The organism is Aquimarina penaris (assembly GCF_040786285.1).
GTDB lineage: Bacteria > Bacteroidota > Bacteroidia > Flavobacteriales > Flavobacteriaceae > Aquimarina.
Genome location: NZ_JBFMKQ010000001.1, coordinates 821,027 through 836,806, shown reverse-complemented (window position 1 = coordinate 836,806; position 15,780 = coordinate 821,027). Strand labels below are relative to the sequence as shown.

General features: G+C 35.0%; 10 protein-coding genes. 8 read left to right on the top strand and 2 right to left on the bottom strand.

Features of this window, described 5'->3' with window-relative positions:
* Positions 1 to 47 precede the first annotated feature (47 nt).
* Together ABW637_RS03345 and gltX are read right to left on the bottom strand one after the other, a co-directional pair.
* Positions 48 to 215 (bottom strand): DUF4177 domain-containing protein, encoded by a 168-nt coding sequence (locus ABW637_RS03345; protein WP_367583217.1) that lies wholly within the window; start codon positions 213 to 215, stop codon positions 48 to 50.
* A gap of 126 nt (positions 216 to 341) precedes the next feature.
* Positions 342 to 1,853 (bottom strand): glutamate--tRNA ligase, encoded by a 1,512-nt coding sequence (gene gltX / locus ABW637_RS03340; protein ID WP_367583216.1) that lies wholly within the window; start codon positions 1,851 to 1,853, stop codon positions 342 to 344.
* A 203-nt stretch (positions 1,854 to 2,056) separates the two neighbouring features.
* Between gltX and ABW637_RS03335 the strand changes: the two genes are divergently transcribed.
* The 8 genes from ABW637_RS03335 to ABW637_RS03300 all read left to right on the top strand — a co-directional run bounded on the left by ABW637_RS03335 (position 2,057) and on the right by ABW637_RS03300 (position 15,760).
* Positions 2,057 to 5,419 (top strand): DUF4175 family protein, encoded by a 3,363-nt coding sequence (locus tag ABW637_RS03335; RefSeq protein ID WP_367583215.1) that lies wholly within the window; start codon positions 2,057 to 2,059, stop codon positions 5,417 to 5,419.
* Positions 5,412 to 5,831, top strand: a complete 420-nt coding sequence (gene ybeY / locus ABW637_RS03330) for an rRNA maturation RNase YbeY (RefSeq protein ID WP_367583214.1) — start codon at positions 5,412 to 5,414, stop codon at positions 5,829 to 5,831. Before ABW637_RS03335 ends, ybeY begins: the two co-directional genes overlap by 8 nt.
* Positions 5,832 to 5,917: 86 nt before the next feature.
* Positions 5,918 to 7,789 (top strand): tRNA uridine-5-carboxymethylaminomethyl(34) synthesis enzyme MnmG, encoded by a 1,872-nt coding sequence (mnmG, locus tag ABW637_RS03325; RefSeq protein ID WP_367583213.1) that lies wholly within the window; start codon positions 5,918 to 5,920, stop codon positions 7,787 to 7,789.
* Positions 7,789 to 8,268, top strand: coding sequence for a hypothetical protein (locus ABW637_RS03320; protein WP_367583212.1), 480 nt, complete (start codon positions 7,789 to 7,791; stop codon positions 8,266 to 8,268). The genes mnmG and ABW637_RS03320 overlap by 1 nt, the downstream gene beginning before the upstream one ends.
* Positions 8,269 to 8,358: 90 nt before the next feature.
* Positions 8,359 to 9,207: a class I SAM-dependent methyltransferase gene (locus ABW637_RS03315; protein WP_367583211.1), complete on the top strand. Its 849-nt coding sequence runs from the start codon at positions 8,359 to 8,361 to the stop codon at positions 9,205 to 9,207.
* A gap of 233 nt (positions 9,208 to 9,440) precedes the next feature.
* Complete coding sequence (locus ABW637_RS03310) at positions 9,441 to 9,977, top strand: OmpH/Skp family outer membrane protein (protein ID WP_367583210.1); 537 nt, start codon at positions 9,441 to 9,443, stop codon at positions 9,975 to 9,977.
* A gap of 553 nt (positions 9,978 to 10,530) precedes the next feature.
* Positions 10,531 to 12,609: a T9SS type B sorting domain-containing protein gene (locus ABW637_RS03305; protein WP_367583209.1), complete on the top strand. Its 2,079-nt coding sequence runs from the start codon at positions 10,531 to 10,533 to the stop codon at positions 12,607 to 12,609.
* A gap of 4 nt (positions 12,610 to 12,613) precedes the next feature.
* A complete protein-coding gene (locus ABW637_RS03300; RefSeq protein ID WP_367583208.1) occupies positions 12,614 to 15,760 on the top strand; it encodes a PorP/SprF family type IX secretion system membrane protein in 3,147 nt (1,048 codons plus the stop codon).
* The last annotated feature ends 20 nt before the right edge of the window (positions 15,761 to 15,780 follow it).

Here is a 15,780-nt window from a genome sequence, read left to right as displayed (position 1 = left end):
GTTAATAATATGAAATGAATGTACTAATTAATTGTAAATGATCCGCTTTATTTTGAAAGAGTTATCATAGCTGTATATGTGTTGGCTAAAATTGATACAGAAACCACCTCCCAACCAGCTTTCGAAAATTTATTTAATGTTTCCTCCATTTTTATTCTTAACTTTTCTGAAGACCAATTTTCTGTTATCCTGATAACTTTATATTCTTTAGGCATAGCTGATAACTTTAGTTTGTATTTTATCAGTACCGTTTTTTGAATAAACGTTACAATGTTCAGAAACTAAAATACCATTATTCTCTACTGAATAATGGTATTTTATTAATGATATGGTAATGGTGATTAATTTTTTTCAATTGCATTTTCGATTCTTCGTATGGTTTCTTCTTTACCAACCAATGAAGCAATTTCGAACAAATCCGGCCCCTGTAAAGAACCTACTAAAGCGATACGCAATGGCATCATAATTTTACCAAAGCCTATTTCTTTTCCGGTGATCCAACCCTTTACAATATTAGAAACGTTATCTGCAGAAAAATCGGTAATGTCTAAAAGTATTCTTGTGAGTTCATACATTAAATTTGATGTGTCTGCTTTCCATGCTTTTTTCACAGATTTTTCATCATATTCGCTAGGTGACATAAAATAGAAGTGACTAAGATTCCATAAATCATGAACAAAAGTTGCGCGTTCTTTTACAGAATCAACAATAGTCTTAATGGGTAGAGTAGTCGATATTTTTTTCTCAGATAGTATTATTTCAAATTGTTTTGACAACAACTCGGTATCAGTTTTTTGCAAATGCTGTTGCTGAAACCATTTTGTTTTTTCTGGATCAAATTTTGCGCCAGCCTTATTTACACGTTTTAGATCAAACTCATTGATAAGCTCTTCTAAAGAAAACAATTCTTGTTCAGTTCCTGGGTTCCAACCTAAAAAGGCTAGCATGTTAATAACCGCTTCAGGCATGTAACCATCTTCTTTATATCCAGAAGAGATGTCACTGGTTTTGGGATCAACCCACTGCAAAGGAAATACCGGAAAACCCATTTTATCACCATCTCTTTTGCTTAATTTTCCTTTACCTACCGGTTTCAAAATTAAAGGTAAATGTGCAAAACTTGGAGAATCCCAACCTAAGGCGCGATATAATAATACATGTAAAGCAAGAGAAGGCAACCACTCTTCGCCACGAATGACATGAGTAATTTCCATAAGATGATCATCAACTATATTGGCAAGGTGATAGGTTGGCATCCCATCACTCTTAAATAGTATTTTGTCGTCTAGTACGTTGGTGTCAATTTTTACCTCACCTCGAATTTCATCAACAAGGTTTAGGGTTTCATCTTTGGGTGATTTAAATCGAATAACGAATGGATCACCAGAGCTTAACTTATCGTCAACTTCCTTTGGAGTAAGAGATAAAGAGTTGGTGAGTTTTTCTCTGTTGTGCCAATTATAAATAAATGTTTTTCCTTTGGCCTCATGATCTTTTCTATGAAAATCTAAATTCTCGGGAGTATCAAACGCATAATATGCGAAACCGGTTTTAATTAATTGGTCTGCATATTCTTTATACAAATGTTTACGCTCACTTTGTCGATAGGGTCCAAAACCACCATCTTTTCCTGGTCCCTCATCATATGGAATGTTACACCAATCCAGTGCGTTTTTGATATAGTCTTCAGCACCTTCTACATATCTATTTTGGTCGGTGTCTTCAATCCTTAGCACAAACGTACCATTGTTTTTTTTCGCAAAAAGATAATTAAATAAAGCTGTTCTTACTCCTCCTATATGCAGAGGTCCGGTTGGACTGGGAGCAAAGCGTACCCTAATGTTTTTGGCCATGATGATGTGTTTGACTTTTAAAAAGTTTTAAAAATAGATGGCAAAGATACAATCTTAAATATGCTATTAAAATGATTATTAGGCTTAAGCTGTTAATTTTTAATAAGCAATTGAGGAGCAATGCCTTGAATTATAATAAATATAACAATTCTATTGAAAATAAAATTGTAGTTTTAGAGGTTGATGAAAAATAAAGGTTGGTTATGGATAATTTTGAGTTTATAAAAAATGAGCTTCAAAAGTTTATTAAGAAATATTATATCAATGAATTAATCAAAGGGGGAATTCTATTCTTTGCAATTGGTGTATTGTATTTTTTAATTACACTTCTAATAGAAAATTTTTTATGGCTTAATAGTGTAGGAAGAACCATTTTGTTTTGGTTGTTCATTGTTGTTGAAACAGGATTATTTATTCGATTTATCGCTATACCCATTGCAAGACTTTTACAGTTAGCAGAAGGAATTGATTACAAAAGAGCATCGAGAATAATTGGAGATCATTTTACTGAAGTTAACGACAAATTATTAAACCTTTTGCAGCTAAGTGAAAATGAAAACTCCTCTTCTTTACTTTTAGCAAGTATAGAGCAAAAATCAAGAGAATTAAAACCTGTACCATTTAGACTTGCGATCAATTTTAAGAAAAACGCAAAGTATTTAAAGTATGCTGCGTTACCAGTAGGAATATTTATTATACTTTTTGTTTTCAATAAGACGAGTTGGATTTCTGATAGCTATAATAGGGTGGTTAATTATCAAGTGGCCTATGAACCACCAGCACCATTTCAATTTTTTATAGTTAACAAGGATTTGAATGCCTATGAGAATAAAGACTTCATTCTTAAAGTACGAACCGCGGGAGATGTATTGCCCGATAATGCAACAATAACCTATAATAACGAAGTTTATTTTTTGCAAAACACGGGTGTAGGAGAGTTTGAATATGTATTTAACCAACCCAAAGAGTCATTAGAATTTGTCATAGATGCTAATGAGGTTCGTTCGATTCCTTATGAACTTTCGGTCGTACCTATTCCGGCATTATTAGATTTTGAAATGCAATTGGATTATCCTGCATATACAAGAAAAAAAGATGAAACTATAAAAAGCTCTGGTAATGCGACCATACCCGAAGGAACAAAAGTTACTTGGTTGGTAAATACTAGAAATACGGATATGGTAGAACTAAAAACGAAAGACTCTATTATTTCTTTGAAACAAAAAAATACAGAATTTTCTTACAAAACAAACATATATTCTAATTGGGATTATGAGATTACAACATCGAATAAGAACGTTAAGGATTATGACAATCTATCATTTAATCTAAATGTGATCAAAGATCAATATCCCGAATTGAATTTAAAATCTGAAAAGGATTCAATAGACAATCAAACGGTTTATTTTTTTGGAAGAATTAGTGACGACTATGGATTAAGTAAATTAAGATTGGTGTATTACCCTGTCAGTAATTCTGAAGACAAAAGAATAAAAAAATTACCATTAAATCAAGCAACTTTTGATGAATTTATTTATGCATTTCCGGATCGCCTCGAACTTCAAAACGGTATTGATTATGAGTTCTATTTTGAGGTTTTTGATAATGATGTTATTCATAATTATAAGAGTACAAAAAGCCAAGTTTTCAATTTTAGAAAATTAACCCAAGACGAACGAGAGGATAAACTTTTACAAAAACAGAACGAAACCATTTCCGGTTTAAATAAATCGCTTGATAAGTTTAAGGAACAAGAGGACGAATTAAAAAGCCTAAGTAAACTTCAAAAAGAAAAGAAGCAACTTGATTTTAATGATAAGAAAAAACTTGAAGATTTTCTAAAACGCCAAAAACAACAAGAAAAAATGATGCAAGATTTTTCTAAAAAACTAAAGGAGAACCTCAATCAATTTGAAGAGAAAGAAGAGGAACCATTTAAAGATGCCCTTAAAGAAAGATTAGAAAGAAATGAAGAGCGCCTTAAAAAAAACGAAAAACTTTTAGATGAAATTCAGAAGCTAGCAGATAAGATTCAAAAAGAGGAGTTGACCAAAAAACTCGATGAACTTGGAAAAGAAAATAAAAACCTAAAGAAGAACTTAGAACAACTTTTGGAACTCACAAAGAGGTTTTATGTAATTGAAAAGCATGAAAAACTTGTTGAAAAATTAGATGATTTATCGGAAAAACAAGAAGAATTGTCTGAAAAAAACGAAGAAGAAAACAGCAAAGAGAAACAAGAAGAATTGAATAAGGAGTTTGAGGATTTTCAAAAAGAGATGGATGAACTTAGAAAGCAAAATGAAGATCTTAAGAAGCCAATGAGTCTTGATCAAAAAAAGGAAGACGAACAAGAGATAAAAAAAGAACAAGAAAAGGCTAGCGATAATTTAGAGAAGCAAAACAAACAAGAAGCGAAAAAGAACCAGAAGAGTGCTGCTCAAAAAATGAAGCAAATGAGCAAGGGGATGCAAATGCAAATGCAGATGGCAGGTGGAGAACAACAACAAGAAGACATGAAAATGTTAAGGCAGATCCTGGACAACCTGGTTGATTTTTCTATAGAACAAGAAGGTCTAATGAAAGAGTTTAAGAAGATTGATATTGATAACCCAACGTATTCTTTTAAGCTCAAGGATCAAAGTGTGCTCAGAGAAAACTTTATCCACATAGATGACAGTCTTTATGCTCTTGCAATGCGCACACCACAAATATCTGAGGATGTCACTAAGAAGCTAACAGATATAGAATTCAATATTAATAAGTCATTAGAAAGGCTGGCCGAAAATCAAATTGTACAGGGGTCGGCGAACCAACAATATACAATTACAGGATCAAATGATTTGGCCTATTTGTTAAGCAGAACATTAGATCAAATGCAAAACAGCATGTCTGCATCGGGGAAAGGAAAAGGCGGATCAAACGAGTTTCAGCTGCCGGACATAATTAAGAAGCAAGAGGAGTTAAATGACAAAATGGAAAAGGGAATGGAGAAAGGAAATAAAGAAGGTCAGAAAAAAGGGGAGCAGAATGAAGGAAAAAAGGGCGAAGGAAAAGATGGTAATGAAGGCGAACAAAAAGGAGAAAAAGGCGAAAAGAGAAATGGAGAAGGGCAGGGACAACAAGGGGAATCAGAACAACAAAACGAAGACATAAACGGGGAGTTGTATGAAATATATAAGCAACAACAAGAACTTAGAAATGCGTTAGCCGACAAAATAAAAAAGGAAGGAAAGGATAAAGGAACAGGAAGTGATTTGCTTAAAAGAATGGAACAAGTGGAAGATGAATTATTAGAGAAAGGCTTCAATCAAAGAACACTTGGTAGAATGTTAGAGCTAAAGCACGAGCTGCTAAAATTAGAAGACGCAACATTACAACAAGGAGAGGAAGAGCGTCGAGAAAGCAAAACAAACCAAACACAGTTTGAGAACGAAAACAAAGAGAGATTAGACAAGGCAAAACAATATTTCAATACTACTGAAATATTAAACAGACAAGTATTACCTTTGCGGCAAAATTATAAGAGAAAAGTACAAGAGTATTTTAAAAAGAACAATGATTAATTTCTTTTACGAAACAAAGGTTGAGGCGTTAGATGAGGCTAGTCTTATTTCATGGATCGGCGTGGTGATTTTGTCTGAAAACAAGACAGAGGGTGAGATCAATTTTATCATGTGTGATGATGATTACTTACTTCAGATTAACCAAGTTTTTTTGGATCATGACACCTATACAGACATTATAAGTTTTGATAACACGATCGGAAATCAACTACATGGTGATATATTTATTTCAGTAGAAAGGGTGGTAGACAACGCAAAGATTTATGGTGTTTCTGTTGATGAAGAAATGCGACGAGTTTTGATTCATGGTGTTTTGCACTTGTGTGGATACAAAGACAAAACAGATGAAGAGGAAAAGCTTATGAGACAAAAAGAAAACGAAAAATTAGAATTGTTCCACGTGGAACAATGATGAGCAAGAAATGATTTTGTTCCACGTGGAACAAAATTTTATCCCAAAAAGTTTAATGTTCCACGTGGAACAATGGAGTAGAAATTATGTTTGAAAATGAGTATGATGTAATTGTGGTAGGTGCAGGACATGCAGGAAGTGAAGCTGCCGCTTCGGCCGCAAACTTAGGATGCAGCACTTTGCTGATCACAATGAACTTGCAAAACATTGCACAAATGAGTTGTAATCCTGCCATGGGCGGAATTGCAAAAGGACAGATTGTTCGTGAGATTGATGCGCTTGGTGGTTATAGTGGTATTGTAAGCGATCGAACGGCAATTCAATTTAAGATGTTGAACAAATCAAAGGGTCCTGCAATGTGGAGTCCAAGAGTGCAGAGTGATCGAATGCGCTTTGCCGAGGAGTGGAGATTGCTGTTAGAACAAACCCCTAATCTTGATTTTTATCAAGAAATGGTGAGTGGTCTTTTAGTTGAAAATGGAGAAGTAAAGGGTGTAAGAACGTCACTGGGAATTGAAATAAAATCAAAGACGGTAGTGTTAACCAACGGAACTTTTTTGAATGGATTAATACACATTGGAGACAAACAATTTGGAGGAGGTAGAGCAGGAGAAAAAGCCGCCACCGGAATCACAGAGCAACTAATGGGTTTTGGTTTTGATGCAGGAAGAATGAAAACCGGAACACCTCCTAGGGTTGACGGAAGGTCGTTGGATTTTTCTAAAATGATAGAACAACCAGGAGATGATAACCCTGAAAAATTTAGTTATACAGATTTAACAAAACCACTTAAAGAACAAAGATCATGTTACATGACGTATACTTCTTTAGAGGTACATGATTTGTTACGCGAAGGCTTTGATCGTTCGCCAATGTTTAACGGAAGAATAAAAAGTATAGGTCCAAGATATTGCCCTTCTATAGAAGATAAGATTAATAGATTTGCAGACAAGGATAGACATCAACTTTTTGTGGAACCCGAGGGTTGGAACACAGTAGAGGTATATGTAAATGGATTCTCTACTTCGTTACCAGAAGATGTTCAATTCAAAGCATTAAAATCTGTAGTAGGTTTTGAAAATGTAAAATTCTTTAGACCTGGTTATGCAATCGAGTATGATTATTTTCCGCCAACACAATTAACACACACCTTAGAAACGAAATTAGTTTCTGGTTTGTTTTTTGCGGGACAAATTAATGGAACAACAGGATATGAAGAGGCAGCTTCTCAAGGTTTAATGGCAGGCATAAATGCTGCACAAAAAGTTAAAGAAGAGGAAGAATTTATTCTTAAAAGAAGCGAAGCTTATATTGGGGTATTGATTGACGACTTAATTACAAAAGGAACTGAAGAGCCTTATCGAATGTTTACCTCTAGAGCAGAATACAGAACATTATTAAGACAGGATAATGCAGACTTTAGATTAACACCTCAGTCGCATAAAATTGGTTTGGCTTCTGATGAAAGATTGAGAAGAATGGAAAAGAAAGAAAAACAAGCAAATGCTTTTGTTCAGTTTTTTAAAGACACCAGCGTTTCACCAGAGGAGGCAAATCCTGTTTTAGAGTCTAAGAATTCTTCACGAGTTAATCAAAGTGGTAAAATGTTTAAGTTGTTTTCAAGACCTCAAATTGCTCTTGAGGATGTTAGACGTTTTGAAAAAGTTAAATCTTATATCGAAGAACATAATCTAGATAAAGAAGTTTTAGAACAAACCGAAATTCAAGTTAAATATTCTGGATACATTGAAAAAGAAAGAAACAATGCTGATAAGCTTAATCGATTAGAGAACATAAAAATCCCGAAAGATTTTGATTACACAAAGTTAAAATCATTGTCATTTGAAGCTTGCGAAAAGATGTCCAAAATTCGACCAGCAACAATTTCTCAGGCATCAAGAATTAGTGGTGTATCACCAAGTGATATTTCTGTGCTTTTAGTTTATATGGGAAGGTAATGGATAGTGTAGTTTGTAAACAAGAACGAGCTCTTAAAGGCAAAATTCTTTCGGTGTTTATTTTGGTATTTTCTGTTTTCTTTTTGTTTACCACTTCAGAACCTCTTTTTTCTAGAATAATTTTATTGGGCGTTTCTTTATTTGTTTTTGGTTTTTCGGTATCCTATAAAATTAATATGGACTTTAATAATCAAAAACTTTTTTCTGTTTTTGGAATTACCATTTTCAAAACAAAACTAAAATTAGAATACCCAGAGTATATTTCAGTTTTTTCTGCCTCTTATAGTTTGAATAATGAATGGGGTTCTGTTGCCGCAATCGGAACCAAAGAAAGACATGATAAAGTTGTTGTTCGTTTTTTTACAGGAAACAAAAACTTTACACTATATACAACAGAGAATTATCAAGTAGCATTAGATAAAGCAAATGCACTAAGCGAACTATTAGGAATAGAAATTTACAATACAGTTGAAAAATAGTTCCACGTGGAACATTTTGAAGTTTTCTGTTTTTTTATATAAAGACAATAGTAAAAAAGAAGATTGTTTTAAGTCACCTATTAAAGAGTAATGAACAAAACACAAGATTTAGATTTTTTTATCGAATGTAAAGATTTCACAGTTTCCGGAAAAAAATTTCAATTACTTCATGATGATCAATTAGAAATGTTGATTACGACTCCAAAACCAAATGATTCGGATTTGGGCATGTATTATCAAAGTGAAGATTACATTTCTCATACCGATTCAAAACGATCTCTTTTTGAAAAACTCTACCATATTGTAAAAACCTATTCGCTAAACAAAAAGATTACGCTAATTACAAAACTTAACAGGAACACCGGAGAATTGTTAGATATTGGAGCAGGCACTGGAGACTTTTTAGCTTTAGCCCAAAAAAAGGGTTGGAGGACTAAAGGAATAGAACCAAATGATCATGCAAAAAAATTAGCCAAACAAAAAGGAGTTGATTTAGAATCTGAATCTAATAAATTTGATTCAGAGCAATTTGATATAATTACCATGTGGCATGTTTTAGAACACATATCAGGTTTAGAAAATCAAATAAAAGAATTAAATCGACTTTTAAAGCCCGGCGGCCATATTGTTGTTGCGGTTCCTAATTTTAAATCTTATGATGCGCAATATTATAAATCGTTTTGGGCAGCATATGATGTACCCAGACACCTTTGGCATTTTTCTAAAAAAGCAATTCGCATACTTTTTGAGAATGAAGGTTTGTATTTAGAAAAAACTCTTCCGATGAGATTTGATTCATTTTATGTGTCTCTTTTATCTGAAAAGTACAAAACAGGAAAAATGAATTTTTTTAAGGCTTTTTGGATTGGACTACGCTCTAATATAAAAGGAAGACAAACCCAAGAGTTCTCTTCACACATTTATATACTTAAAAAGTAGTATTTCGTTTTTTAAACACACTTTCTTGTGTTTTGTAAATAATCCTATCCCAATACCAGCCCTTTTAGCCGAAAAGGGCTTAAAAGGCTTTATTTTGGCTTGTTTTTAATAGTTTTTTCATATAACAACACGAAAAACTATTGTTTTTTATTATAGTCTGTTATTTTGATAAAATATATTGAATAACATCAAGTGAACTTTGATATTTTTGCCCAGAACTAAATTTTTGAAAAATGAGAAAATTTTTATGGATTGCAATTTCAGGTTTAATTCTGATGTCATGTAATCAACAAACTGAAAAAACCGGTTTTGTAAATAACACCAAAGTTGTTTCTGATTATAAAGAAATGAAAGTGGCACAAGAAAAATGGACTAAGCGTAACAATGAAGTAAGAGCAGAGCTAGAAGAAAAAGCAAAGCAATTTCAGATTGAAGTGCAAGGATATCAGAACATCATGAAATCTATGTCTAAGACAAATAGAGAGAAGAAAGAGCAAGAATTAATGGGTAAGCAGCAATCATTGCAAAGAGAACAGCAAGCTAAAATGCAAGAAATCCAACAAGGAAGCCAAGTCGAAATAGACTCTATTATTAATAAAGTAAAAAGTTATATAGAAGATTACGGTAAGAAAAATGGATATACATATATCTATGGAGATACAGAAGCCAGTAATATACTTTATGGTAAAGAAGAACTTGACCTTACAGATAAGATTCTTAAAGAGCTAAACGGAGGAGAAGATACTACTGCTACAGAAGCTAAAGAATAGATCTTTTTCTTTTAAATTTTAAACCCCCAACAGACTTCCTGTTGGGGGTTGTTTTTTTGGAATAGTAATGAGTTGAAAAAAGCATAATTTTAACATTTTGAAAGCTTTTTTCTTACAGAAAAAAATAAACGCATTTTAACACTTTGTCGGGAAAAGTTGCTTTTTTTAGGTGATTTAATTCTTGTAAAAAGTGCCAAAATATGCACTAATCGTCTCTTTTTTTTCTGTTTTTTCTGTTTTTTCTATAAAAAATTGGGGAGATATACACCTTATATGGGAACTCTACTTAATTTTTTAAACCAGTCCAACAGTCTGATTAACAAAATTTTATGTATATTGAAATGTTTTTTGAAAATGTTTTCGTTTCAATTTAAATTAGATAACATCAAGAGAGTCAGAAAATTATTACAAAAAAAACTTAAATTTTAGTTTGATATATATATTTAATTTATAATTTTATGTCTTGGTAAAAAATATATTAACAACATTATTAACAAGCGCCCCAAATCGCAGAGTTAATATCGAATATTCACCTTGATTTTAAGCGTGATTTATGAAGAATAAACTTAACCTCATATCGTCATTTGCTATCGTTGCAACGCTCTTGTTTTTTTCTTCAAAGAGCGCTGCTCAAGAAATTTCTGCGCCATTGTTTTCTCTTAATGGGTCTACCACAGCAATACCAAGACTTTGTGTAAATCAAAACACGCCAAATAGAGAGGCTGAAGCGACTTATGAAACTGGAGCTGTTTTAGTTACAGGAACAGAATTCGTCTTAGAATTATCAGATTCAGATGGTGTTTTTGCTGATCCAGCTTTAGAATTATCACGTTTTACTACTAGCGTTGCTATCCCTCCGGGTGGTGATATCGTCTTCCCTTCTTTTGAAGTTCCTAAGGATCTTGCGGGCGAAAATTATGGATTAAGAGTTAGAGCAATATTGACAGATGGAGGAGCTGATATTTTAAGTGCGGTTAACGAAGGAAACGCAATTTACTTTTTTGATTTTTCTCAAGGAGTTACTTTAACCGGATCAAACATTGAAGCAAACACAGTTGCTTTATGTGAAGGAGAATCAGCCACTTTAACGGCTTTGCCTGATAATTTTCCAGAATATGTATGGACCCGTAATGGTTCAGTAATTTCTGGAGAATCTGGACCAATCTTAGAAAATGTAGATCAAACAGGAACCTATGTGGTTCAGGTTAATTTTGGAAGCTGTAATGGTGATTTTAATTTTGATACAGCACAAGTAGAGGTGATCGACTTCAATACAAGCACGGTAAGAATCAACGAATCTTCTCCTCAACAATTTTGTCCTAGTGATGTTAAAATATTGACTACAAGTGTAACCGATCCAGGGTTTACTTATGAGTGGTTTAGAGATGGAGAATTGGTGCCTGAACTTACGGGTCCTACAGCAATTTTACCCGAAAGTAATTTTGGAGGAATTTATACGGTAACCGTAACAGGAACACCAACATGCGCAATAACAACAGATCCGGTAGAGGTCATTAATCTGGGGTCGGATATTCTCACACAACCCCCTCCTCAAATAATGATATTGCCTACACAGCCCACACTCACCCTGGCAATAACGACCAACGCCCCGCCCTCCGGTAGTACGGTTCAATGGTTTAGAAATGGCATAAGTTTTCAAGCGCAGCTCCCGATCACAGATTCGAGAGCTTTGTCTATTGAAGTATCTGACCCAGGTGTGTATGTAGCCAGTGTGTTTGCGAATGACTCGTGTATGGATACTCTTACAGCGACAACCGAAGTGTTTGAGCCTGTTGGCTTTAGAGCGGTCATCACAACACTTTTAAGCTGTGAGGATGATGCGGGTAATCTGGGATTAGAAAATTTATTCGGAATAACATCCACAGGAGTAGAAGTGCCAATTACTTTAGAACAATATTCTTTCTTTGATTTCGAATGGTTTTTAGAAGGCCAATCTACAGGTGTTACAGAGAATGTTTTTCCAGTTACAGGTGCCAATGTAGGTGAAACCTATGTCTTAGAGGTAACCCTTAGGGGAGATTCTACTTTTGCCACAGCCGTATCTAATGAGTTAACAGTCGAATTACTATCCGCGGGCGTACAAATTGTGCCTTCGTTATCATTCCTTCCGGTAGGCAGCACAATTACACTAAGCGCCCCGCAAAGCTCAACATATACCTATGAGTGGTTTATTGTGGTGGATGGCCAAAATCAACTAGCGCAAAACGGAGTAAATATTGTTACCGGACAAGGCACTGATACCATAGAAATTAATGCTACCGGACAATATTTTGTAAGAATAACGTTGTTGGATTGTGTGATTGATTCAGAACTTATTACAATTACAAATAGCCCACCGGGTGTGTCTGAAATAATCCCTAATGTGGTAACACCATTTAGTAGTAGTGGACAAAATGATTCTTGGGTGTTGCCTGATTCTCTATCAAGGCAGCAAGATGTAGAGGTTACAATATATGATTTAAATGGTGGAGTCGATTTTAAGACCGTTAACTACCAGGATGACTGGCCGTTAACGACCTCAAAATCTGGTGGAAGAAGCCCCATATATTATTATATAATAACAAAAAATAATTCCGTAGTCAGAAAAGGTTCGATAACGGTAATGAGATAAATTTATGGTAAGAAGATTACTTTTATTAATGATATGTTTGTCCTTTAACCTTGCCAAAGGACAAGAGGAAAGTACTACTGTGTTTGGAGTACTTCCTACAGATATCCCTACCCATAATTTGGTAAAATATAACCGTTTTTACTTTAACCCTACTTTTTCTCTGGTACGCGAAAACAAAAAATCCATTAACGTATATAGTAAAATACAGTGGGCTGGATTTAATGATAATCCACAAACATATCTTATTAACTACACCTCTAATTTTGATGAAAGAATGGGGGTTTCTATAGGTTTACATCAACAAAACGAAGGAATTTATAGATATTTTGGAGGTACAGCAAACTACTCTTATAATGTAGAATTAGATCGAGATATGAACCTTACTTTTGGGATGAACCTGTCATATTCTCAAAGCGGAATTAAATCTAATATAGATGCTGCAGAAAACACTTTGAATAATGGGCAGATCATCCTTTCTGATGATGTAATTCTTAACTACCAAAACAGCTCTGTTTTTGTATTAACTCCTGGAATTAACTTTAACTATGCCGAATTCGACGTTGGGGTTTCAGTGGTAAATTTGGCCGCATATAATTTAACCGCTAGTGAATTGTTAACAGATAACATGGCCTTTAATGGTCATGTAATGTACACTAGACCTTTAGAAAGACGATCAGATAAAACAATCCGAGGTATGGCTTATGCTACAATGCTGCCGGATTCGGGTTCAGAAGTAGAATTAGAATCAAACTCCAATCTTAGATATGGGGGTAATGTAATACTTGAACTTCCTGAACTAGGGTGGGCACAAGCAGGATATAATAGTTTCTATGGAGCTTCTGTTGGTATTGGAGGAAATATTAATTCAAATGTTTCGATTGGATATACCTATGAAATGGGATTAGGAAATACAGGCGACTTTGGTTCAACACACGAAGTGGGGTTAGCATATAATTTTGAAACTGAAAAACCAAGAAGACGAAGTAAAGGAACAAAATCAAGTACCCAAAAAGCATACGAAGCCAGAGATTCAGAAATTAGAAGATTGAAGAAAGAAATTCTGGAACAAAACAAAATAATAAGAGAATTACAAGACGATCAAGGAGAATCTAAGAGTGATGCCCAAAGAGCGATGAGTGAATTAGAGAGATCTATCGCCGAGGCTAAAGAAAGAGAATCTAAAGCGGCAAGTGAACTCGAATTAAAACGAGAAGAAGAGGTTAAATTATTAAATAAACAAGCCGAAGAAGAAGAGCGATTAAGAGCTCAAATGAAGTTAGAGGCTGAAATGGCTGAAAAGCAAGCAGAGGAAGAGCGATTAGCGGCAGAAAAGAAACTGCAACAGGAAATCGCTGAGCAAGAAGCTGCCGGACAGAAAACAGAAGAGGAACAAATTGCTGCAGAAGAAGCAATAAGAGAAGCCGAGGCCGCTAAAGAGCAAGCCGAAGAAGAAGCAAAATTAGCTGCACAAAAGCAATTGGAAATAGAGATAGCCGAGAAGAAAGCTGAAGAAGAACGATTGGCTGCACAAAAAGAAATAGAGCGTGTTGAAGCTGAGAAAAAGGCTGAGGAAGAGCGATTAGCTGCACAAAAAGAAATAGAGCGTGTAGAAACACAAAAGATAGATGAAGCTGCAGAGGCTGCACGATTAGCAGAAGAACAAAGACTGGCTGCTGAAGCTGCAGAGGCTGCACGATTAGCCGAAGAGCAAAGATTGGCTGCTGAAGCTGCAGAGGCTGCACGATTAGCCGAAGAGCAAAGATTGGCTGCTGAAGCTGCCGAGGCCGCACGATTAGCTGAAGAGCAAAGATTGGCTGCTGAAGCTGCCGAGGCTGCACGATTAGCCGAAGAGCAAAGATTAGCTGCTGAAGCTGCAGAGGCCGCACGATTAGCCGAAGAGCAAAGATTAGCTGCTGAAGCTGCCGAGGCCGCACGATTAGCAGAGGAACAAAGGTTGGCTGCTGAAGCTGCAGAGGCTGCACGATTAGCTGAAGAGCAAAGATTGGCTGCTGAAGCTGCCGAGGCCGCACGATTAGCTGAAGAGCAAAGATTGGCTGCTGAAGCTGCAGAGGCTGCACGATTAGCTGAAGAGCAAAGGTTGGCTGCTGAAGCTGCAGAGGCTGCACGATTAGCAGAGGAACAAAGATTGGCTGCTGAAGCTGCAGAGGCTGCACGATTAGCAGAGGAACAAAGATTGGCTGCTGAAGCTGCAGAGGCTGCACGATTAGCCGAAGAAGAAAGAAAGAGACAAGAAGCGGCCGCTGCTGCTAGTCAAGAAAAAGAAGAAGGGCTTGATGAAATCAAAAAAGAACTAGACAACAACAGTCGAGTTTCTAATAAAATATTTGCCCGTAGAGATTCCTTATTAACCACTAGTCTAAATGTAGATAAGCGTGAATTTAGTAAGTTACTAGAATCTCTTGTTAATATGAATGATGATGCCGAAGAAGCCAAAGGTTCTGATCCTACAAGTTCTAAAAAGCTTAGTGCAAGCAATAGGTTTGTAAAGTTTGCTGATGCAACGAGACCAGAGGCTCAAATAGCAACCAAGTTTATACCAGGTTATCCAGAAGGATATTACCTCATTGGTAATGTGTTTAAGGGTGGAGAGTATGCTAACAAGTTTACTACCACACTAAAAGATTTAGGATTTAATGATTCTAAAATTATCCTTAATCCTGAGAATCAGTTCCAATATGTTTCTGTAGAAAGCTATACGAACAAAGAAGAAGCTGTGCAGAAATACCTAAGTAGTATTGATAATAGGTATTATGGAGATATGTGGATACTACATATTGCCAAGAGTAGAGTAGAATCTTATAAAAAGCTATTACAGGAAACGAAGTTAATAACAGATACAGTTAAAGACGACACGGTATTAACAGAAAGCCTGTCTTATATCGGTGGACATAATATTGAAAATGGATATTACTTAATTACAAATATTTTCAAAAGAGAAAATTATTTCGAAAGAGGAATGGAGAAGCTTAAATCTCAAGGATTACAGCCTCAATATTTTAGAAATCCGAAAGACAACTATATATATGTATACCTGAAGAAATTTGATAGCCTTGATGATGCTAAACAGAGTTTATTCTCTAATGTGAATAATTCCTATGGTGGAGATCTATATATATTGAAGATACAGTAACTAGAATGACCCAAAATAAA